The organism is Pseudomonas sp. R1-1, from assembly GCF_051132135.1.
Taxonomy (GTDB): Bacteria; Pseudomonadota; Gammaproteobacteria; order Pseudomonadales; family Pseudomonadaceae; genus Aquipseudomonas.
This window is the reverse complement of record NZ_CP071663.1, coordinates 2885670-2907159: the sequence shown is the minus strand read 5'-3', so window position 1 is coordinate 2907159 and position 21490 is coordinate 2885670. Positions and strand designations below refer to the sequence as shown.

Annotated in this window: 16 protein-coding genes; 10 read left to right on the top strand and 6 right to left on the bottom strand. The window is 59.9% G+C overall.

The window, feature by feature from the left end:
• Positions 1-12: 12 nt before the first annotated feature.
• Together J3P75_RS13165 and J3P75_RS13160 are read left to right on the top strand one after the other, a co-directional pair.
• Complete coding sequence (locus J3P75_RS13165) at positions 13-759, top strand: hypothetical protein (RefSeq protein ID WP_434710998.1); 747 nt, start codon at positions 13-15, stop codon at positions 757-759.
• A gap of 45 nt (positions 760-804) precedes the next feature.
• Positions 805-2109 (top strand): hypothetical protein, encoded by a 1305-nt coding sequence (locus J3P75_RS13160; protein ID WP_434710996.1) that lies wholly within the window; start codon positions 805-807, stop codon positions 2107-2109.
• A 65-nt stretch (positions 2110-2174) separates the two neighbouring features.
• On the opposite strand, the gene J3P75_RS13155 is transcribed toward J3P75_RS13160, so the two are convergent.
• The gene (locus J3P75_RS13155; RefSeq protein ID WP_090283651.1) at positions 2175-3500 is read right to left on the bottom strand and encodes a sigma-54 dependent transcriptional regulator; all 1326 of its coding nucleotides are present in this window, start codon (positions 3498-3500) and stop codon (positions 2175-2177) included.
• Positions 3501-3854: 354 nt separating this feature from the next.
• Between J3P75_RS13155 and J3P75_RS13150 the strand changes: the two genes are divergently transcribed.
• From J3P75_RS13150 to nhaB, 3 genes are all read left to right on the top strand, one after another.
• Entirely contained in the window at positions 3855-4121 is a 267-nt protein-coding gene (locus J3P75_RS13150; protein WP_434710994.1) for a hypothetical protein, read from the top strand.
• Positions 4122-4398: 277 nt separating this feature from the next.
• Positions 4399-5712 (top strand): hypothetical protein, encoded by a 1314-nt coding sequence (locus J3P75_RS13145; RefSeq protein WP_434710993.1) that lies wholly within the window; start codon positions 4399-4401, stop codon positions 5710-5712.
• 72 nt (positions 5713-5784) lie between these two features.
• Positions 5785-7287, top strand: a complete 1503-nt coding sequence (gene nhaB / locus J3P75_RS13140; RefSeq protein ID WP_434710991.1) for a sodium/proton antiporter NhaB — start codon at positions 5785-5787, stop codon at positions 7285-7287.
• 161 nt (positions 7288-7448) lie between these two features.
• On the opposite strand, the gene J3P75_RS13135 is transcribed toward nhaB, so the two are convergent.
• The 3 genes from J3P75_RS13135 to gnd are packed head-to-tail and all read right to left on the bottom strand — an operon-like array spanning position 7449 to position 10767.
• Complete coding sequence (locus J3P75_RS13135; RefSeq protein WP_434710990.1) at positions 7449-8270, bottom strand: HAD family hydrolase; 822 nt, start codon at positions 8268-8270, stop codon at positions 7449-7451.
• A complete protein-coding gene (zwf, locus tag J3P75_RS13130; RefSeq protein WP_434710989.1) occupies positions 8267-9790 on the bottom strand; it encodes a glucose-6-phosphate dehydrogenase in 1524 nt (507 codons plus the stop codon). Before zwf ends, J3P75_RS13135 begins: the two co-directional genes overlap by 4 nt.
• Positions 9787-10767 carry a phosphogluconate dehydrogenase (NAD(+)-dependent, decarboxylating) gene (gene gnd / locus J3P75_RS13125; RefSeq protein WP_434710987.1) on the bottom strand — a complete coding sequence of 327 codons (981 nt, stop codon included), beginning with the start codon at positions 10765-10767 and terminating at the stop codon, positions 9787-9789. The genes zwf and gnd overlap by 4 nt, the downstream gene beginning before the upstream one ends.
• 273 nt (positions 10768-11040) lie before the next feature.
• On the opposite strand from gnd, the gene J3P75_RS13120 reads away from it, so the two are divergent.
• The 4 genes from J3P75_RS13120 to J3P75_RS13105 all read left to right on the top strand — a co-directional run bounded on the left by J3P75_RS13120 (position 11041) and on the right by J3P75_RS13105 (position 16070).
• Positions 11041-11223: a DUF6026 family protein gene (locus J3P75_RS13120; RefSeq protein WP_203418187.1), complete on the top strand. Its 183-nt coding sequence runs from the start codon at positions 11041-11043 to the stop codon at positions 11221-11223.
• Positions 11224-11429: 206 nt separating this feature from the next.
• Positions 11430-13178, top strand: a complete 1749-nt coding sequence (locus J3P75_RS13115; RefSeq protein WP_434710985.1) for a phosphoethanolamine transferase CptA — start codon at positions 11430-11432, stop codon at positions 13176-13178.
• 146 nt (positions 13179-13324) lie between these two features.
• Positions 13325-15553, top strand: coding sequence for a TonB-dependent siderophore receptor (locus tag J3P75_RS13110; protein WP_434710983.1), 2229 nt, complete (start codon positions 13325-13327; stop codon positions 15551-15553).
• A 301-nt stretch (positions 15554-15854) separates the two neighbouring features.
• A complete protein-coding gene (locus J3P75_RS13105; RefSeq protein ID WP_434710981.1) occupies positions 15855-16070 on the top strand; it encodes a hypothetical protein in 216 nt (71 codons plus the stop codon).
• An 880-nt stretch (positions 16071-16950) separates the two neighbouring features.
• On the opposite strand, the gene J3P75_RS13100 is transcribed toward J3P75_RS13105, so the two are convergent.
• Positions 16951-17628: a DUF3313 domain-containing protein gene (locus tag J3P75_RS13100; protein ID WP_434710980.1), complete on the bottom strand. Its 678-nt coding sequence runs from the start codon at positions 17626-17628 to the stop codon at positions 16951-16953.
• Positions 17629-17839: 211 nt separating this feature from the next.
• On the opposite strand from J3P75_RS13100, the gene J3P75_RS13095 reads away from it, so the two are divergent.
• The gene (locus J3P75_RS13095) at positions 17840-20200 is read left to right on the top strand and encodes a tetratricopeptide repeat protein (RefSeq protein ID WP_434710978.1); all 2361 of its coding nucleotides are present in this window, start codon (positions 17840-17842) and stop codon (positions 20198-20200) included.
• Between the two features lie 229 nt (positions 20201-20429).
• Here J3P75_RS13095 and J3P75_RS13090 read toward each other — a convergent pair whose 3' ends face one another.
• On the bottom strand, positions 20430-21401 hold the full coding sequence (locus J3P75_RS13090; protein WP_434710976.1) for a hypothetical protein: 972 nt from the start codon (positions 21399-21401) through the stop codon (positions 20430-20432).
• Positions 21402-21490: the final 89 nt, after the last annotated feature.

Below are 21490 nucleotides of genomic sequence, written 5' to 3'. Positions count from 1 at the left end.
CGGGAGCAGCAGATGAAAACCTCATACTGGCTGGCCGCCGCCTGCCTGGCAGCGGGTGCGTCAGGCTTTGCCCATGCCGGATTCAAACCCATCGAAATCAAGGACCAGGAGCTCGCCGAGCTGCGCGGTCGCTACGTCATGCCGGGGCGGATTATCAGCTTCGGCATTGTCATGAGCAGCACCTGGCGCAACGCCAGCGGCGACCTGATCGGCGCAGCCACCTCGATGCAGGTCCAGGCGGCAACGGTCAAACCAGAGTTCTATGTCTCGACCATCAAGGAGTCGGGCAATGGCAGCACGCCAACGTTGGGAACGGGCACCGTGATCGGAGGCGCCGGCCTCAACAGCACGCAAGGCGTGACGCAAAGCGTGCGCGCCGCCGGCGATGGCAATACCGCCAACAACAACGTCGCCATCAACGTCAGCGAAGCCAGTCAGGCGCCGGCATTGCTGCCGTCGCAAGGCCAGGCGCTCGTCGCCGGGCAGACCATCACCGGCAGCAACGGCGCCGGCAGTGTCGCGGTGTCGGCCAATGGCGGCGGCGTGCAAATGGCCATTCAGGCCAGCGGTAATCAGGGCACGGCACTGCAACAAGTCGCCCAGGGCGGGCTGCTGCAGAACACCCGTTTGCTGGGCAGCGCCAACGTGGTCAACAACCTCACGCAACTCAACGTCGTACTTAACAATAACGGCAGAAGCGCCGGTGCACTGGACTGCAACCTGACCCAACTCGGGGCCCTACGCAGTATCGGATATTGAACTACGCTGAGTCTCGATCATTGGGCTTAAAGGGACGGCTTATTCATGTATCGATCAGTATCACTGCGTGCCGCAGTGTGTTTGAGTACCCTTCTCCCGGCGGCAATGCTGCAAGCAGCGCCCGACGCCGATGTAGAAGCCCTGAAACGGGAACTACTGGAACTGAAACAACGATACGAAGTACAACAACAGGCCCTGGCAGTACTTGAACAAAGGGTTCGCCAGGTCGAAGAACAGCCCGCCGCCCCACCGCCGAAACGCCTGGCCAAATCGCCATCGGACATGAAAGGCAATCGCGTCGCCACCGGCACCGGTGCGGCCGCTGCATCGGGAGGCGCTGCCGGGGGCAGTGGCGCATCCTATGGTCAATCGCTGGCTGATGACTCACAACCAGCGCAAAGCGTTTCCAACCTGTACGACGAAGCCAGCGGCTTTTTTGGTGGCGGCAAGTTCAGTTTCGAAACCGGCGTCACCTATTCGCGCTATGACACCCGCCAGTTGATCCTCAACGGCTTCCTCGCGCTGGATTCGATCTTTCTCGGCAACATCAACCTCGACCGGATCAAGGCTGACACCTGGACCCTCGACCTCACCGGCCGCTACAACTTCGACAACCGCTGGCAGTTCGACCTGAACGTGCCGGTGGTGTATCGCGAATCGACGTACCAGTCCGGCGGTGGCAATCAGGGCGCAGCAGGCGTCACCACCGAAGAAACCGTGACCAAGGATCCAACCATTGGCGACGTCAACTTTGGCATCGCCTACAAGTTCCTCGACGAGTCGGTCAACACCCCGGACGCCGTCGTGACCCTGCGCGTCAAAGCCCCCACCGGCAAGGACCCGTTCGGCATCAAACTGCGCCAGACCGACGCCAACTCGAACCTGTTTGTGCCCGACACCCTGCCCACCGGCAACGGCGTCTGGTCGATCACGCCGGGCATCTCGCTGGTCAAGACCTTCGACCCGGCAGTGCTGTTCGGCAGCCTGTCGTACACCCACAACCTGGAGGAGTCGTTCGACGACATCAGCTCCACCGTCAACCAGAAAACTCCGGGCAAAGTGCGCATCGGCGACAGCTTCCAGATCGGCGCCGGTATCGCTTTTGCGTTGAACGAGAAGATGAGCATGTCGTTCTCGGTGTCCGACCTGGTGCAGCGCAAGAGCAAGCTGAAACAGGACGGCGGCGATTGGGAATCGGTGATTTCCAGCGACGCCAACGCCGGTTATTTCAATATCGGCATGACCATCGCGGCCACCGACAACCTGACCATCGTGCCCAACCTGTCGCTCGGCATGACCGACGACGCTCCGGACTTTTCCTTCAGCCTGAAATTCCCGTATTACTTCTAATCGTGCGTTAAACAACAAAGGCCCGTTGCGATCACCTCGCAACGGGCCTTTGTTGTCTACCCGCCCTAGCGGATCTGATGCTTGTGCAACAACCGATAAAACGTCGGCCGCGATACGCCGAGCACTTTCGCTGCAACGCTGAGGTTATCGCTGTGCCGGTTCAACACGTCACACAGCGCCTGGCGTTCGGCGCGGGTCTTGTAGTCTTCGAGGGTGCCCATCGGCGTGGCGATCGAGTGCTGACTGATCAGCCCCAGATCCCGCGCCTCGATCTGCCGGCCCTCGGCCAACACCAGCCCTCGGCGCACACGGTTGGCCAGTTCGCGGACATTGCCCGGCCAGTCATGCTTGCCCATGGCGATCAGCGCGTCTTCGCTGAAACTGCGCGGACGGCGCCCGGTTTCGTGACTGTAAAAGTGTGAAAAATGATTGGCCAGCATCGACAGGTCGCCGTGTCGCTCGCGCAGTGGCGCGGTCACCACTTGCAAGACGTTGAGGCGGTAATACAGATCTTCGCGAAAAAGTTTTTTCTCGATCGCGGCTTCGAGGTCGACGTGAGTCGCCGCCAGCACCCGCACATCCACCGGAATCGGCTGACTGCCGCCGACGCGCTCGATGTGTTTTTCCTGGAGAAAGCGCAACAGGTTGGCTTGCAGCTCCAAAGGCAGATCGCCGATCTCGTCGAGAAACAGCGTGCCGCCATTGGCGGCTTCGATGCGCCCAACCTTGCGCTGATGCGCGCCGGTGAAGGCGCCTTTTTCGTGGCCGAACAATTCTGATTGGATCAGATGCTCAGGGATGGCGCCGCAATTGATCGCCACGAAGGGCTTGCTGTGGCGCTGGGACTGACGGTGCAGCGTGCGCGCGACCAGTTCTTTGCCAGTTCCGCTTTCACCGCGAATCAGAACCGGCGATTCGGTGGGCGCCAGTTTGCTGAGCAACTTGCGCAGTTCGCGAATCGGTTTGCTGTCGCCCAGCAGCTCGTGCTCGGGCTGGTCGACATGAATCGTGCCCTGCCCACGCAACCGCGCCATGCCGAACGCGCGCCCGAGGGTCACCTGCACCCGCGAGACGTCGAACGGCAAGGTGTGAAAGTCGAAAAACCATTCACAGACGAAGTCGCCGACATTCTGCAGACGCAGGACTTCCTGATTGAGCACGGCAATCCATTCGGTGCCGCTGCGGCTGATCAGCTCCTTGACGGCTTCGGGTCGTTCCAGGTGAAACGGCTGCAAGCGCAGCAAGCCGATGTCACAACTGCGCTCGGCGGCGTTCTCCAGCGAGCAACTGTCGACATCCCAACCGACGGCGCGTAATCCGGGCAATAAGCGGTGGCAGTCGTCGCACGGATCGACCACCAGTAAACGTCGTAACGCAGGCGCTTCGCTCATGACTGTTCCTTGGCGCCAAATAAAGGAAATGGTTGAAAAAACAGTCATTTGGCAGACCCGACTGTAACACTAGCAAGATTTTGACAGGGCCTTGTACCGATTGCTTATAGGCGTCTCGTTAAATCAGTTATAAGAATCGAGTTGTTAGTAAGCTATCGACTTAGTTGGCGATTCGAAGCTTTCGTCAGGCTTTCGAAAGACCGCTTTAAAGCAAGACTTGAAAGAAACTTTGAAATTTCTTTGTTTCCTGTGTGACCCGTTCGAGGGTTGCGTGCATCAGTACAAGTAACCAGCCGAACGGTAAGCCCAACCGACGGCACATCATTTGATTGGGCACGACAGAGAGAAGACCCCATGACCGCCCCGCTCCGTATCAACGAAGCTCTTCTGATTGCCAACCACGCCTTCAAACCTTTCCACTGCGTGGCCTGGGCGCCGCAAGACGGCAATGGCGAACTGAGCCTGACCGTCGTCGACCGGACCAACTCGCACATCGGCCGCAAACAGATTCCAAGCAGCGCCTACTCCGATCCAGCGCAACTCGAGCAACTGCTGCAGCAGGCTCGCGCAGAACTCAGCGAAGAAGGTTACAGCCTGCAATCGTGGTCGATGCCAGACTGATGGGCAACTGAGGCGGGAGACTTCGAAATCAACCGCCTCTGCGCTTAGTTGCAACCTTGTAAACTTCCATCAGCGTGTATAAGTGTTTTCAAGCCGACCAGGCTTAATTGCTTGGTCGGCTTTCTTTTGGTTCAAAAAGACACTGTTCTGGCACAGTGCGACTCTCCACCTGTTAGTTCTTACAGTTGTACTTCTCCCGGTTCAGGGATTGAATGTTCCGCTCGTGCAGTTACCCATCCGGTTCGCGGTCATGGTCAACTCGCAAGGAGATGCGTGCATGTCCACCCTGAACACTTTTGCCTTGCCGGCGTCACCAACGACCGTCTCACCGTCGTTTACGCCTCGATCCGGGCAACTCGATAAAACCTTTGGCACTCAGGGCGTCGCCCAGGCGTACTTCGCGGGCAGCGTGTCCAGCCTGAGCGAAGACATCGCCCTCGATGCACAGGGCCGGATTCTGGTCGCAGCGAAAGTCTGCGATGCGCGCGGCAGCCGGTTTGGCCTGGCGCGCATGCTCGCCGACGGCTCCGCAGACCTGACCTTTGGCGAGCATGGCAGCGTGATCGGCACCTTCGCCCACGGTTTCGAAGCCACCGGCGGCAAGGTAAAAGTGCTGGCGGACGGGCGCATTCTCTTGGCCGGCCTACATTACGAAAACGCCCATCGCACCCTGCCCGCGTTGGCCTTGTTCAACGCGGACGGCAAACCGGACTTGTCCTTTGGCGACAACGGCCGTCAGGTGATACGTCTGCCGGGCGACCTGTCCATGGGCAGCCGCGATGCCTGGTTGCCACCGGGCGTGCCGGGGGCGGAAGCCTGCGACGTCGCGGTGCAGGACGACGGGCGCATTCTGTTGATCGCCAACCATCATTTCGAACTGGCCGACCATGCCGGCATGCTGATTCGCCTCATGCCGGACGGCAGCCTTGATGACACCTTCAACGGCCGCGGGTTTGTGATGATTCGTCACCTGTTGCTCAATACCTGGCTGAGCAGCCTGTTACTGCAAAAGGACGGACGAATCGTGGTGGCCGGTTCCATTGATCTTCCGCAGGAAGGCTTGTTGGCGCGCTACCTGCCTGACGGTCGTCTCGATGAGTCGTTTGCAGTGGACGGGTTCATGGCGTTCAAGGCTGAGAACAAAAGTGTTCAGGTCAGTCGGGTTCTCGAAGCGTGCGATGCGCTTCAGTGTTTTGGCAGCAGCCGCGAGCCGATCCGCTGTCTGACCTTCACCCTGCACTCGAACGGCCGACCGGACATCCACAGCCATGGAGGCCTGCCGCAACTTCTGCAAATCGGCCACAGCGGCTGCCAGTGGAGCACCGCTCAACGTTTGCCCGACGGGCGGATGATCGCGGCAGGCGCGACCATTGGCGGCGTCGAGGCTGATTTCATCGTTGCCCGTTACCTGAGCGACGGTCGCCTCGACCCGGCGTTCGGCGACGGCCATGGCTGGCTCCGTACGCGCCTTGGACGCAGCCTGGACTCGGCCAGTTCACTGGCCGTGCAGGCGGATGGGGGGATTCTGGTGGGTGGGTTTTCGCTGGATGGAAATTATCGGGCGGTGGTTGTGCGATATCTCGACCACTGAAAATACTGGCTGTACTTGATCTTCCCGAACGTATCCGGCAACTTGCGCGCTTCTATAAAAAAGGAGCAACCGATGTCCGGTTCGATGACCCAGGCGTTCGCGCAAAACTTTCTCGGGCATTCGCCACGCTGGTACAAGGCGACCATCGTTGGCTTCCTGATCCTCAATGCCGTGGTGCTGTTCAGCATCGGCCCGGTGGCGGCCGGCTGGTTGTTGGTGATCGAGTTCATCTTCACCCTCGCCATGGCGCTCAAGTGCTATCCGTTGATGCCCGGCGGCTTGTTGCTGGTCGAAGCGCTGCTGCTGAAGATGACCACGCCGCAGGCGCTGTACGATGAGCTGGTGCACAACTTTCCGGTGATCCTGCTGCTGATGTTCATGGTCGCAGGCATCTACTTCATGAAAGATCTGCTGCTGTTTCTGTTCTCGCGGCTGCTGCTGGGTGTACGTTCAAAAGCCGTGCTGGCGTTGATGTTCTGCTTTCTTTCCGCATTCCTCTCGGCGTTTCTTGATGCGCTGACAGTAACGGCGGTGATCATCAGCGCCGGTGTAGGCTTCTATTCGGTCTATCACCGCGTCGCGTCCGGCAACGATCCGCGCCAGGACAGTGAATTCGCTGACGATGCGAACCTGCCGAAATTGCACCACGACGATCTTGAGCAGTTCCGCGCGTTTTTGCGCAGCCTGTTGATGCACGGTGCGGTGGGTACGGCGCTGGGCGGTGTCTGCACGCTCGTAGGCGAGCCGCAGAACCTGTTGATCGGCCATGAGATGGGCTGGCACTTCGGCGAGTTCTTTACCAAGGTTGCCCCGGTTTCGCTACCGGTGCTGGCGGCCGGTCTGGTGACATGCGTGTTGCTGGAGAAGCTGCGCTGGTTCGGCTACGGCACGTTGCTCCCGGACAATGTGCGTGGCGTTTTGGCTAACTACGCCGCCGAAGACAACGCCGAGCGCACGTCCCGCCAACGCGCCGCGCTGCTGGTGCAAGGTGCTGCGGCATTGATTCTGATCGCCTGCCTGGCCATGCACGTCGCTGAAGTCGGTCTGATCGGCTTGATGGTGATCGTGTTGATTACCGCGTTTACCGGCATCACCGACGAACATCGTCTGGGCAGCGCGTTCAAGGAAGCCATGCCGTTCACTGCGCTGCTGGTGGTGTTTTTCGCGGTAGTGGCGGTGATTCACGATCAGCAGCTGTTTGCGCCGTTGATCCAGTGGGTGCTGGCGCTGCCTGTGGAGCAGCAGCCGGGCATGTTGTTCATCGCCAATGGTCTGCTGTCGGCGATCAGCGACAACGTGTTCGTCGCAACGATTTACATCACCGAAGTGAAACAGGCATTCCTTGCCGGCCACATGAGCCGCGAGCACTTCGAAACGCTGGCCATTGCCATCAACACCGGCACCAACCTGCCGAGCGTGGCGACGCCGAACGGCCAGGCGGCGTTCCTGTTCCTGCTGACCTCGGCGATTGCACCGCTGGTGCGCCTGTCGTACGGGAAAATGGTGTGGATGGCGGTGCCGTACACCGTGGTGATGGGCGGGCTGGGCTGGTATGCGGTGAGCTACTGGCTCTGACCGATAGTGTGGTGCCAGCCTGCTGGCGCCCACACTTGGTTTCAGAGGCAGATCCCTGTAGGAGTGAGCCTGCTCGCGATAGCGGTGTGTCAGACCCGTAAATGGGGCAGATACTCCGCTATCGCGAGCAGGCTCACTCCTACATTGGTTTTTGGGTTGGCTCAGCGAGGGAGGATGTACTTCTCGATCGCCTGGGCCACGCCGTCTTCGGTGTTGGTCGCGGTAACCACGTCGGCCTGACGCTTCACCGCGTCCTCCGCCTGGCCCATGGCAATCGACAGCCCTGCACACTTGAACATCGCCGGATCATTGCCGCCGTCGCCGATCGCCGCCGTTTGTTCCAGCGGCACGCCAAGGTATTCGGCAATCGTCGTCAGCGCCGTGCCTTTGTTGGCTTCCAGCGCGGTCACGTCCAGATACACCGGTTGCGAACGCGACACCTGGGCCATGCCATTGACCTTGGGCAGCAACTGCGCCTCCAGCTCGATCAACAACTGCGTGTTGTTGCTGGTGGCGACGATCTTGTCGATCCTTTCCAGATACGGCTCAAAGCTCTCCACGACCACCGGCGGATAGCCGAGGCCGTGCTGCTCGCGCGGGACCATCGGCCCGTGCGGATCCTTGAGCAGCCAGTCGCCGCCGCTGAACACCCAGACTTCGACGTCCGGCTGATCGGCAAACAGTGCCAGTGCGATAAGCGCTGTGGTCGCCGGCAAATAATGCGCCGCCAACAGGGTGCCGTCCGGCTTGACGATAGTCCCGCCATTGAACGCCGCTGTCGGCAGATCCACGCCCAAGGCTTCGATCTGCTGCAACATGGCTTTGGGCGGGCGGCCGGTGGCGAGGCTGAACAGCACGCCCGCCTCACGCAGCGAGCGCACCGCATCAAGGGTGCGCTGGCTCAGCGTGTGATCAGGCAACAACAGCGTGCCGTCCATGTCGCTGAGCAGAAAACGGATGGGTTGTTTTGGCAAGTCACTCATCCGAGGCCATGCCAGACGCGACCATCGCGAGTCAGTAGATCTTCGGCGGCCTGCGGGCCGTCTTCACCGGCAGCGTAATGCTGCACGCTGGCATCCTGCTGCCAGGCATCGAGGAACGGTTGCACGGCGCGCCAGCCGTTCTCGATGTTGTCAGCGCGCTGGAACAGTGTCTGGTCGCCGGTCAGGCAGTCGTAGATCAGCGTTTCGTAGCCAGTCGAGGCCTGCATCTCGAAGAAATCCTTGTAGGCAAAACCCAGCTCGATGTTGGCCATGTTCAGCGCCGGCCCCGGCCGCTTGGCCAGCAGGTCGAACCACATGCCTTCGTTCGGCTGGATCTGGATGCGCAGGTAGGTCGGTTGCAGCTCATCGACTTCAGTGTCGCGGAACTGCGCATACGGTGCCGGTTTGAAGCAGATGACGATCTCGGTGTCGCGCACGCTCATGCGCTTGCCGGTGCGCAGGTAGAACGGCACGCCGACCCAGCGCCAGTTGTCGATCATCACTTTCAGTGCCACGTAGGTTTCCGTGGTGCTGTCCGGCGAAACATTGGCTTCTTGGCGATAGCCGTTCAACGGCTTGCCGTCGAGTTCCCCTGCGCTGTACTGGCCGCGGACCGAATTGGCCCGTGCCTCCTCGACCGACCAGGGACGAATCGCACCCACCACCTTGGCCTTCTCGCCGCGCACCGCATCGGCGCCAAAGGCCGCCGGCGGCTCCATGGCAACCATCGCCAGCAACTGGAACAGGTGATTGGGCACCATGTCGCGCAGTGCGCCGGTGTGTTCGTAAAAACTGCCACGGGTCTCGACACCGACTGTTTCGGCGGCAGTAATCTGCACGTGGTCGATGTAGTGATTGTTCCAGAACGCTTCGAACAGGCTGTTGGAGAACCGGCTGACGAGAATGTTCTGCACGGTTTCCTTGCCCAGATAATGGTCGATCCGATAGATCTGCTTCTCCGACATCACCTTGAGCAAACAGGCGTTCAGCGCTTCGGCGGTTTGCAGATCGGAGCCGAACGGCTTCTCGATCACCACCCTTCTGAATGCCTCGGGGGTTTCTTCGAGCAGTTTCGCAGCGCCGAGGCGGCGGACGACTTCGCTGAAGAAACGCGGCGCGGTGGCCAGGTAGAACACCGCATTGCCGGTGCCGCTGTCGGCGATTTTCGCCGCCAGCGCCGAATAGGTGCTGTCGTCCAGGAAATCGCCCTGGACGTAGCTGATACCTTTGGCGAGCTTGGCCCACAAGGCCGGATCAAGCATCTGACCGCCCTTGCCGACCTTGGCCGCCGCTTCACTGCGAATGAAATCTTCGAGCTTTTGCGCAAAGGCTTCATCGGTAATTGCGTTGTGGTCAACGCCGACGATCCGCAGATTGTCGTCAAGCAAGCCGTCGCGACTGAGGTTGTACAGCGCCGGCATCAGCAAGCGCTTGACCAGGTCGCCGTGGGCACCGAACAGAAACAGCGTGGTCGGTGGTGCGGGTTCTGCCTTGGACTTTCTGCGGATCGTTCGGGTCATTTCTTCGGTGTCTCCACGTGGCCGCCGAAGCCGAAGCGCTGCGCGGAGAGAATCTTGTCGCCGAAGGTGCCCTGCCCGCGTGAACGGTAACGCGAGAACAGCGAGTTCGACAGCACCGGTACCGGCACCGCTTGCTCCATGGCGGCCTCGATGGTCCATTGGCCTTCGCCGCTGTCCGCCACGGAACCGGAGAAACCGTCGAGTTTCGGGTCGCTGGCCAGCGCATCGGCGGTCAGGTCGAGCAACCACGACGACACCACGCTGCCGCGACGCCAGACTTCGGCAATGTCGGCCACGTTCAGATCGAAACGCTGGTCTTCCGGCAGGCGTTCACTGGATTTGGTCTTGAGGATGTCGAAGCCTTCAGCGAACGCGGCCATCATGCCGTACTCGATACCGTTGTGAATCATCTTCACGAAGTGCCCGGCACCGGCAGGACCGGCATGGATGTAACCGTGCTCGGCGCGCGGATCGTCAGACTTGCGGTCCTTGGTACGCGGGATGTCACCCATGCCCGGTGCCAGTGCAGCGAACAGCGGGTCGAGGCGCTGCACGGTGTCGGCGTCGCCGCCGATCATCATGCAATAGCCACGTTCCAGGCCCCAGACGCCGCCGGAGGTGCCGACGTCGATATAGTGCAAGCCCTTCCCGGCCAGGGTTTTGGCCCGGCGAATGTCGTCCTTATAGTTGGTGTTGCCGCCGTCGATGATGGTGTCGCCGGCTTCGAGCAGTTCGCTCAGGGTGTTGATGGTGTCTTCGGTCGGCGCGCCGGCCGGCAACATGACCCAGACAGCGCGTGGCTTGTCGAGGCCGGCAACCAGGGCTGGCAAGTCGGCGACGCCGGTGGAGCCCTCGGCGACCAGGTTATCGATGAAAGCGGTATTGCGGTCGTAAACAACGGTGGTGTGGCCGTTGAGCATCAGACGTCGCGCAATATTGCCGCCCATGCGGCCCAGTCCAATAATCCCGAGTTGCATGTGCTGATGCTCCTTACTACAAATAAATATGTGTCATTGGTTATAGCCCAACGCGACTGATGGAGGTTAGTCCAGAGCGTTGCGATGAAGTTTCCGGGCATTGTGCCCGATCCAGACTGATAACGCCGCAAATCGTGCCGAAGACACACCGACCATGAAAAATAAAAAAGTTCCATAAATGGGCAAAAGAAATCAAAATTGGCGCCGATAGTAAGTCACCACCTCAGATCAGGGGTGGCTTACAGTTGATGCACGCCATTTGCGAGGTGAGCAATGGGCACAGTACACACAGCAATGCCGCCACAAACCCTGTACGTCACGATCCGTCGCGATGAGTTGCGTCAGTTGAAGGACGAACGCGACCAGTTGAAGCAAGAGCTGGCGCAGCTGCGCCTGTTGACCCAGGGCTCGCAGCCGCAACCTTTGCCGGTCGTTCAGCGTCACCCCCACGCCTGATCCCCGCCTGATTCGGGAACGGCAGCCGCGGTTCCCGACATGATGCCCCTGCCCCTTTTAGCGGGCTAAATGCGCGTCAAATAACAAACTTTTCACATTGGCTTGGTGATACTGCGCCGCATTCTGGCCGTACCTGCGCGTACGGCCTCCGTTCGTCGGTTTCACGGATGTCCCGGCGGTGGTTGTAACCAGAGCTGGAGCGCCGAATGGCATTGTTCAAACGCAGCACAACGACTGCGACAGGTTTTGATTGGGCCGGACTTCTCTGGCTGTTCGTATTCTTCTGGTACTTCTCGGGTATCACTCAACTGCTGATTCAACTGACTGGCACCTCGGGCTTCACCGGGTTCCGTCAGGCCTTCGTCATGAGCGCGATCTGGCTCGCGCCGATGCTGCTGTTTCCCAAGCGCACCAAGTTGCTCGCGGCGATCATCGGTGTGGTGCTGTGGGCCTGCTCGATGGCCAGCCTTGGCTATTTTTTCATTTACGAGCAGGAATTCTCGCAAAGCGTGATCTTCATCATGTTCGAGTCGAACGTGTCCGAAGCCGGCGAATACATGACGCAGTACTTCGCTTGGTGGATGGTGCCGGCGTTCCTTGCGCATACCGCGTTTGCGTATTTCCTGTGGACTCGTCTGCGTCCGGTGTACATGCCGCGTGGCCGCGCCTTCGTCGCAGCGATTGCGATCCTGATTGCAGTGATCGGTTACCCGCTGGTCAAACAGACCTTGCGCATGGGTAGCTTTGAACAAGGCTTCGAAAAATTCGAAACCCGCATTGAGCCGGCCGTGCCGTGGCAGATGGTGGTGGCCTATCACCGTTATCAGGAAACCCTCGCCGACATGCAGGGCATGCTGCACAACGTCAGCAAGATCCCGCCGTTGAAAAACCTGAAGGACGCCTCGGGCGATCAGCCGCAGACCTTGGTGCTGGTGATCGGTGAATCGACCAACCGCCAGCGTATGAGCCTGTACGGTTATCCGCGCAACACCACGCCGGAGCTGGACAAACTCAAGGATCAACTGGCGGTGTTCGACAACGTCGTCACCCCGCGCCCGTACACCATCGAGGCGCTGCAGCAGGTGTTGACCTTCGCTGACGAACTGCACCCGGATCTGTACCTGTCGACGCCATCGCTGGTCAGCGTGATGAAGCAGGCCGGCTACAAGACCTTCTGGATCACAAACCAGCAGACCATGACCAAGCGCAATACTATGCTCACGACCTTTTCCGAGCAGGCCGACGAGCAGGTGTACCTCAACAACAACCGTAACCAGAATGCCGCGCAATACGACGGCGACGTCATCGAGCCGTTCAACAAGGCTCTGGCCGACGCCGCACCGCGCAAGCTGATCGTCGTGCATCTGCTCGGTACGCACATGAGCTACCAGTATCGTTATCCGCCAACCTTCGACAAGTTCAAGGACCGCGAAGGTGTCCCGGCCGAGGTGCGTGACGACCAGGTCCCGACTTACAACAGCTACGACAATGCGGTGCTGTACAACGATTTCGTCGTCTCGAGCCTGATCAAGGATTACGCCAAATCCGATCCGAACGGCTTTTTGCTATACCTCTCCGACCACGGTGAAGACGTGTTCGACTCGGTCGGCCACAAGACCCTCGGTCGTAACGAAAACAAACCGACCGCGCCGATGTACACCATCCCGTTCATGGCCTGGGCCTCGCCGAAGTGGAAGGAAAACCACGACTGGAACTTCGCCGGTGATCTTGACCGCCCTTACAGCAGCTCGCATCTGATCCACACCTGGGCCGACATGGCCGGGTTGAGCTTTGACGAACTCGACCGCAGCAAGAGCCTGGTCAGCGACAGCTTCAAGGAACGGCCGTTGTTGATCGGCGACCCGTACCAGACCGCGCAACGTGCGCTGATCGACTTCAGCCTGATGAAGCCGAAAAAGCCCGAAGCAACCGTCGCGGAAGCGAAAGAGCAATAGAACCAAAGGGGCCTCAGCGGCCCCTTTTTTTCGTCCCCGAAACATCTACAAATAACAATATTTCTCGTTTGAGCCTAAATCCCCGCTCCAACCTTCGTCTTTGAACCAACGGAATTTTTACCTTCGAAGACAAGGAGTAGGCTGCGATGTTCGCGCCCATTACCCGTTCCATGACCTTTACCCTCGGCCTCTGCGGCGCGGCGATCAGCCCGGATCTGCTGGCGCAAACCCAGGCTGAAGAGCAACCGTCGCCAGCCGGTTCGGCGCTTGAACTGGCGGCGACCAGCGTCACCGCGCAAGGCCTCGGCACCACCACCGAAAACACCGAGTCCTACACCACCGGCGCAATGAGCACCGCGACGCGGTTGAACCTGTCGATCAAGGAAACCCCGCAATCGGTGTCGGTGATCACTCGCCAGCAAATGGATGATTTCAAACTCGGTACGTTGTCCGAGGCGATGCGCCAGACCACCGGCGTGGTGGTTCAGCATCTGGATTCGGACCGGGTCAGTTATTCGTCGCGCGGCTATGCGATCGATAACTTCCAGATTGATGGAATGCTCAATACCTTCGATCGCATGAAGTCTGACTCGGACACCATCATCTACGACCGCATCGAGGTGGTTCGCGGGGCCACGGGGCTGACCACCGGGGCCGGCGATCCATCGGCGACGATCAACATGGTGCGCAAGCGCCCGACCGCGCAATGGCAGGCGCTGGCCGGGGTCAGTGGCGGCAGCTATGACAATTACTACAGCTATGTGGATGTCGGCGGGCCGCTGGCGTTCGACGGTCGTCTGCGTGGGCGCAGCGTGCTGGCTTATCGCGACAGCCAGTCGATCAAGGACAAATACGCGCTGCAGCGCGAGGTCGGTTATGGCGTGCTCGAAGCGGACCTGACCGACTCAACCGTGCTCGCGGTGGGTTACGACTATCAGAACAAGCACGTACAGGGTTCGTCCTGGGGCACCGTGCCCTATTGGAACGCCGATGGCAGCAAGGCCGGATTGGGTCGCTCGACCAACATGGCGACATCGTGGAGTTCCTGGCCACTGCAAGACAAAACCGCCTTCGCCACCCTCGACCAGCAACTGGCGGGCGGCTGGCATTTGAAAGCGGCTTACACCCATCGGCAAAGCGACACCGACGGCAAGGTTTATTTCGGCGGCGCGGGTTTTCCTGCGGCCGACCGCAGCGGCATGCTCGCCTATACCTCGCACATGATCGGCACGCAGAAAATGCAGGCCTATGACTTCAACGTGTCCGGCCCCTACTCCTTGTTCGGGCGCGAGCACGAAATGATGTTCGGCTACGGCGAGGCCGAGCGGCGTTCGAATTCCCCCTACACCATCGCCGGCGCGCGGCCCGACAATTACGGGACCATTCGCGACTGGAAATACATGGGCAACATCGACAAGTTCAGCGACACGGTCACCGATCTCACTGGTTCCAAAGACGACACGCGGCAAAAAGCCGGCTACATCGCCACGCGCCTGAGCCTCACTGATGAATTGCATGCGGTGCTGGGCAGTCGCTACGGCAGTTGGCAAGCGTCCACCACCAGTAACAGATACGACACCAACCGCCAACTGACCAGGGTCGATTACACCAGCCAGAAACAGAACGATATCTGGACGCCTTACGCCGGACTGCTCTACGACCTGACGCCGCAATACACGGCCTATGTCAGTTACACCGACATTTTCAAACCCCAGGGTAACCGCGACAAAAATCGCCAGTACATCGACCCGGTGGTCGGCAAAAACTACGAGCTGGGCCTCAAGGGCAGTTTGCTCGACGAGCGTCTGAACGTTGCCACAGCGCTGTTCTGGAGCAAGCAGGACAACGTCGCCGAGGTGGACAACAGCGCGCCGCCCGATCCGGTGACGCGTGAGCAGTTCTACAAATCCGGTGGCAAGGGCAACAAGGTCAACGGCTTCGAAGCGGAGGTCTCTGGCGAGGTCCTGCGCGGCTGGAACATGACCGCCGGTTACACCTATACCCACTCGGTCAACGGCGAAAGTGAACGCAGCAACACCAGTGAGCCGATGAACCTGCTGCGCGTGTCGACAGCGTACCGTTTACCCGGCGATTGGCAGGCGCTGACTGTCGGCGGTGCGGTGAATTGGCAGAGCGATGTGTACGGCACATCGACCCGGCCAGTCGGGACTGACCAGGAAACGGCGCGGATCAAACAGAGCGCCTACACCGTGGTGAATCTGATGTCGCGTTACGAGTTTGATCGACACCTGTCGGCGTCGCTGAACGTCAACAACCTGTTCGACAAGAAGTACTACGACAACGTCGGTTTCTACAACGGTGTTTATTGGGGCGATCCGCGCACGCTGACCGTCAGTCTCGACTGGAAGCTCTGAGCCGTTCCCTTCAAAAAACCCCACCCTCGCCCACTGATCGTTCCCACGCTCTGCGTGGGAATGCAGCCCGGACGCTCCGCGTCCCTTCGGGAACCTGGAACGCGGAGCGTCCCTTGAGGCATTCCCACGCGGGAGCGTGGGAACGATCATGCTCTGACGCGGTGCGCAGACAGCGCTCTGCAACATGCTGCAAAACTCACCCTGAGCGGGCGTTAACCCCGCGTTAATTCACACGGTAGAGACTCCTTTCGAGTTTTGCTTCATGGATGAAACAGCTCCCACTCGTTCAGTAGGAGGCACCATGAAAATCTCTACCGTGATCCTTGCCGGACTGTTTGCCCTGGGATCTGCCAGCGTCTTCGCCGAAGGCGGCGCTGAGCGCATGCGCTATTACTACGACAACTTCCCGGTTCACCAGAACCAGAGCGCGCAACAGAGCGACGCCAACGCGAAAGAAATTCGCGTTCCCGCCGACCGAACCGCGCAAGTCACCGAGTCCTACCGCGACCGAGATTGACGGAGCAACCGATGGACCTCCCGCGGCTCCGCTCTGGCCCGGGAGATGACAGTTGAGGCGCCCTTTTTGGGGCGCCTTTTTTTATGTTGGGTGGTTGCGTGTTGGGATTGGGATTGGGATTGGGATTGGGATTGGGGTGAATTTTCCACTCATCAGAACGACGCACGGCCCTCTCGCCAAGGAGAGAGAGCAGAATCAGGAAATTGCAGAAACTGCGTTTTACCGCAGATCAAAAGCCCCTCATCGGAACGCCGCCCGCCTAACCCTCTCCCGGAGGGAGAGGGGACTGACCGGGGGGATGCGAGGACTACACCGACATGAGATACCGAGTTGAATGCAAGTCTCGAAACCAAACAAAATCGGCTCCCTCTCCAAGGGGAGAGGGCTGGGCGGGCGGCGTTCCGATGAGGGGCGAATCCACCGCAGATCTCAAGCCATACGGCGCTTCTCACCACTCAACAATGAGCGCAATCTCGAGTGCCCTTGATCTTGCCTAACCAGCGACATCGGAAGGCTGAGCGGAGGGATTGATCCGGGCGTGGGAGCGCAGCGACCGTACGACGCAGTCGTACACAGCGGAAGGAGGTGCAGCGAAGCAAACCGTAGCCGCTGCGCCCGGATCGATCCCGCAGCGAAGGAACCCGAGCCTGCGAGGGCCGTACGTAGGAGCAAGCCTTTTGGGTTACCTTTTTGGCCTTTGAAAAAGGTGACCCGCTGTAAGAGCGGAACCCTAAGTAGCCGTTACCGCAGCAACGGATATGTACACAACAAACTCAGCGCCCGAAAGCAGCCATCGCCAGCAAGCTGGCTCCCACACTGATCTTCAGTGCGCACAAAACGGAAGCCCGCCTGCCAACGACGAAACCAAAGCCTCAGCGCATCACTTGGCCTCAGCCTTGAGCTTCAGATAAGTCTGATGCATATCGACCGCCCAACCATCGATAACCTTTTTAACGTCATCAGCCTTCATCACCTGCGAAGAATTCTCCAACGGCGTCCCGGTACCTTTACGCACTACCTGCGCCACGACACCGTTATTGCCGCCATCAAGAAACACCGCCTCGGTGGCCAAGGTCGTTTCCTGATCACGAATACCACTGGCCGTGCTCACGGCCGCAGCAACCAGCGCAATCGGAATCACCTCATAGGCATGCAACCCTTCGGTCTTGCTGCTCACCGCCGTAATCGCCGGACGCACCACAATCACCCCCGGCCCAGGCCCGGTGGCCAGTGGCAACGACTTGCCGATCTCACGCTTGAGCGCCTGGTCGTAATAACTGGTGATGCCATTGAGGGTCTGCTGCGGAATTTTTGCGGTCGGTTGCGGCTTGGGATAGAGCTGGCTCGGTTCGATGTAGGCGCTGGTGTATTTGTTGATATCCAGTTTCGGGTCCATCCAGCGCATCACCTCGGCACCGGAAGGCGATTTGGCCTCCTTGAGCTGGCTGTAGTCCTTGAGAAACCCGGAGTATTCATCGGGAGCGACGGTCTTGCTGGAACAACCCACCACACCGAGGGTGGCAATGCACAGCGTGCCCATCATCACTGCTAGCTTCATGCTGTAACTCCTGTCAGAAGGCCAAAAACTTTGCCTGGGGGAGCTACAGGTATAGCTAAACCTTGAGTAATTGCGCTGGCAAAGCACAAAATTCACACAGGCTGCGCAACGGCTCACAGACGTTATTTGACAGACGCCGGTCATCCGGCAAAGCTGCAACGAGCTGGAACGCGCGCCCGACGGCAAATGCCCCTGGACTACGGAAGTCGCAATGCCCAAGCATAAAAACAAAGCCGCACGACCCGACCCTGATTCGCCCTGTTCTTCAACTTCAAGTTTGCTGTTTCCCGTCACTATCGGTGTGCTGCTGGCTGCCGTGGCCGGCATCGGCTGGTTTCTGTTCAGCCCTGCTCCCGCCCCGGTGAAACCCGTGCCGGTGAGCACGCCGGTTGCCGCGCCCACCAAGCCACAGCCGGTCGTGGCGAGCATCCCGGCGACGATGGTTGATGAGCAGCAATGCCAGGGCTGCCACAGCGAGCAGGTCAAGGACTGGCAGGGTTCGCACCACCAGTTGGCGATGCAGGCGGCGAACGCCGAGACCGTGCTCGGCGATTTCAATAACGTCACCTTCAAGGCCGAGAACGAAACCACACGTTTCTCGCGCCACGACGGCGGATTCTGGGTCAACACGCCCGGCATCGACGGCAAGAATGCTGACTTCAAAGTCGCTTACACCTTCGGCATCGCGCCATTGCAGCAGTACCTGATCGAGGTCGGCGAAGGTCGCTTGCAGGCGCTCGGTGTGGCCTGGGATAGCGAAAAGCACCGCTGGTTTCATCTGTATCCCGGCCAGGGCGTCAATTTCAAGAATCCGCTGCACTGGAGCAAGCCCAGTCAGAACGCCAACTTCATGTGCGTGGAGTGCCACACTACCGGCTTCAAGCGCAACTTCGAGGCGGCCAGCAACACCTTCAACAGTCAGTGGAACAGCCTCGGCGTCGGCTGCCAGGCGTGCCACGGTCCGGCGTCGAATCATGTGCAGTGGACGGCGCAAAAAACCGATCTGATCCATCACGGCTTTGACGTGAACCTGAAAGACAAAAACGCCACCGTCGAGATCGAAACCTGCGCACGCTGTCACGCCCGCCGGGCGCCGCTGGGCGATGGTTTTACGGTCGGCAAGCGCTTGATGGACGATTACCTGCCCAGCGTCCTCACTCGCGAGCTGTACGAGCTGGACGGCAAGATCAACGATGAAGTGTTCGAACACGGCTCGTTCCTGCAAAGCAAAATGTTCGACAAGGGCGTGCGCTGCAGCAATTGTCACAACCCGCACAGCACCGAACTCAAGGCACCGGGCAACGCGGTGTGCCTGCAATGCCATAACCCCGCCGGCAAGACCTCGGTCGAAGGCGTCGACGGTAAAGGCCTGCAAGCAAAGAACTACGACTCCAGCGAACACACCCGCCACACCATGGGCCAGCCCGGTTCGCAGTGCGTGGATTGCCACATGCCCGGCAAGTTCTACATGGGCAACGACTTGCGGCATGACCACAGTTTCAGCATTCCCAACCCGGAACGCGCGCAGCAGCTCGGCACCCCGGACGCCTGCCTGACCTGTCACCAGGGCAAGGCCGGCGACAAGGTCACTGCGCAGTTCAAACTGTGGAGCGCATCCAGCGCAGCGCAAGCGCCGCGTTATGACGAGAGTCTGTGGCTGATACGCAACGGCCAGCCCGGTGCAGCGGACGCGCTGTATACGCAGTTGCAACGCAGCAATCTGCCGGCCATCCAGCGCGCGACGTTGCTGGCGGAACTGCCGCTGTACCCGAGCGAACAGGCGTTGAAACTGGCGACCGAGGGTCTGCGCCACGCCGACCCGCAAGTGCGCGAAAGCGCAGTTCGGGCGATCAGCGCGTTCCTGCCACCCGCAGAGCGTACGCCGCTGCTCTCGCCATTGTTGGGCGACCCGGTGAAAGCCGTGCGCATCGTCGCGGCGCGGGACCTGCTCGGTGTTTCGCGCAACAACGGTCTGGGCTCAGCGCAAGCCAACTGGAACGCGGCGATTGCCGAATACGAAGCGGTGCAAAAAAGCTTGCTGGAACGTGCCGAAGCCAATCTGAATCTGGCGATGCTGTACCAGGCCAGCGGCCGCAGCGCCGAAGTCGAAGGCTTGTTGCGCTCGGCACTGCAACGCGACCCGGACTTCTATCCGGCACTGGTCACGCTGGTGCAATGGCTGGAGGCCAATGGTCGGGCCAGCGAAGCGCAGAAACTGCTCGGCGACAACCTCAAGCAACACCCGGATGCTGCGTTGCTGCAACACACTCAGGGCTTGTCACTGATCCGCGCTGGCAAGACGGCCGAAGCCATGGCACCGCTGAAAAAAGCCGCGCAACTGGAGCCGCAGAACGCGCAATACGGCTATGTGCTGGCGGTGGCGCTGCATGAAAGCGGCAAAGTTGATGAGGCGTGTGCGCTGCTGGAGGGGTTGCTCAAGGTGCAGCCGGCGAATCGCAATGCGCGGTTGTCGCTGATTCAGTGGTACCTCGACAGCGGCCAGGAGCCAAAGGCGCAGGTGCTGTTGCAGGGGTGGAAGAAGATGAATATGGGGGATCCGGCGTTGAAGTGATCGGCTGGAGATTGCATCCCCTCACCCTAGCCCTCTCCCTGAGGGAGAGGGGACCGACCGAAGGATATTCATGAGATGCATTTACCTGACCTACTGTTGTGAATCCATAATCGACTGGATTTTTCAGGTCGGTGCAGCTCGCCAGACACCTCGGTCAGTCCCCTCTCCCTCTGGGAGAGGGATAGGCGGGCGGCGTTTCGATGAGGGGCTTTTGATCTTCAACCCCCATTCACCAGGACGTCTCTCCACTACGCAACGCGATCTCCCGCCGGCTATTGATCCGCATCGCCTTGATCAGCGATACCGTCCCCACCAGCAAAATAACCGCACCAAACAGAAAGTCGATGTTGTACAGGCGGAAGTCCTGCACCGGCCCGAGCAGCAGCCCGCGCACCAGCGCCACGCCCACCAGCGTCGCGAGGAAATCGATCCCCGGCAGGTCGCGATAGAACACCAGCATCAGCGGCAGACACAGCACCAGCAACAGCATCAACACAACGACTTTGAACGAATCCTTGCGCTCGACACTGAAGGCGCATTCGTGTGGTCCGTAGGGTTTGTAATCCTCGTCGCGAATCATCGAGGTGTTCTCGTTGATGTAATCGACGCGGTTGTATTTCTGGATCGGCGTGAAGGTGTTGGACATCTCCATCAGCGTGGTGATGTTCTTGAACCGCAGGTCGATGCGCTCGCTGCCCTTGAGGTAATACAGCACCGGTTTGTAGCCGTAGCGATAGGTGTCGAAAGGGAACGCAGTCGCCTGGCCCTGCACACCGATCGGGCGCGGTTCGAGTTCGGCGTAGGCGCTTTTGTTGCTGGCCGACAGGTTGCGGCTCAGCGGCTGCACCTTGACCTGTTCGAGGAAGATCGGCGTGGCGCCGTAGGTCCACTGCAACGGTTCGAGGCGCAGACGCAGTTCGTTGCGGCTCAGGTCATAGCGGTTGAAGGTGCGTTCGGACACCACCAGCGCACCGCTGAGCATGAACTCGCCGCGCAGATTATTGGTGACGCGCAGGGTCAGTTGATCCTTGCCCAGCGCCGCCGCTTCGGTGGACGGTGGCGTACCGCACCACGCGGTGCTTTCGCCGACACCGCCGAGCTGGCCGTTGCGGTTTTCATTGAACAGATAAACGTAACTGGCCCACAGCGTCAGCAGCAAAAGCAACGCCGTCAGACCGAGGATTTTTTTGCCCGGACTCACTGATCAGACTCCCTTCTTCGGTTCCATCGTCCAGCCGAAAACCCGCTGGCGAGCGCGACTCTACCAAAAGGCCATCAGTGACCCAAGGG

Excerpts from the sequence above, each read along its gene's own strand:
- J3P75_RS13165 (WP_434710998.1), top strand. The coding sequence starts at position 13 with ATGAAAACCTCATACTGGCTGGCCGCCGCCTGCCTGGCAGCGGGTGCG.
- J3P75_RS13160 (WP_434710996.1), top strand. The coding sequence starts at position 805 with ATGTATCGATCAGTATCACTGCGTGCCGCAGTGTGTTTGAGTACCCTT.
- J3P75_RS13155 (WP_090283651.1), bottom strand. The coding sequence starts at position 3,500 with ATGAGCGAAGCGCCTGCGTTACGACGTTTACTGGTGGTCGATCCGTGC.
- J3P75_RS13150 (WP_434710994.1), top strand. The coding sequence starts at position 3,855 with ATGACCGCCCCGCTCCGTATCAACGAAGCTCTTCTGATTGCCAACCAC.
- J3P75_RS13145 (WP_434710993.1), top strand. The coding sequence starts at position 4,399 with ATGTCCACCCTGAACACTTTTGCCTTGCCGGCGTCACCAACGACCGTC.
- nhaB (WP_434710991.1), top strand. The coding sequence starts at position 5,785 with ATGTCCGGTTCGATGACCCAGGCGTTCGCGCAAAACTTTCTCGGGCAT.
- J3P75_RS13135 (WP_434710990.1), bottom strand. The coding sequence starts at position 8,270 with ATGAGTGACTTGCCAAAACAACCCATCCGTTTTCTGCTCAGCGACATG.
- zwf (WP_434710989.1), bottom strand. The coding sequence starts at position 9,790 with ATGACCCGAACGATCCGCAGAAAGTCCAAGGCAGAACCCGCACCACCG.
- gnd (WP_434710987.1), bottom strand. The coding sequence starts at position 10,767 with ATGCAACTCGGGATTATTGGACTGGGCCGCATGGGCGGCAATATTGCG.
- J3P75_RS13120 (WP_203418187.1), top strand. The coding sequence starts at position 11,041 with ATGGGCACAGTACACACAGCAATGCCGCCACAAACCCTGTACGTCACG.
- J3P75_RS13115 (WP_434710985.1), top strand. The coding sequence starts at position 11,430 with ATGGCATTGTTCAAACGCAGCACAACGACTGCGACAGGTTTTGATTGG.
- J3P75_RS13110 (WP_434710983.1), top strand. The coding sequence starts at position 13,325 with ATGTTCGCGCCCATTACCCGTTCCATGACCTTTACCCTCGGCCTCTGC.
- J3P75_RS13105 (WP_434710981.1), top strand. The coding sequence starts at position 15,855 with ATGAAAATCTCTACCGTGATCCTTGCCGGACTGTTTGCCCTGGGATCT.
- J3P75_RS13100 (WP_434710980.1), bottom strand. The coding sequence starts at position 17,628 with ATGAAGCTAGCAGTGATGATGGGCACGCTGTGCATTGCCACCCTCGGT.
- J3P75_RS13095 (WP_434710978.1), top strand. The coding sequence starts at position 17,840 with ATGCCCAAGCATAAAAACAAAGCCGCACGACCCGACCCTGATTCGCCC.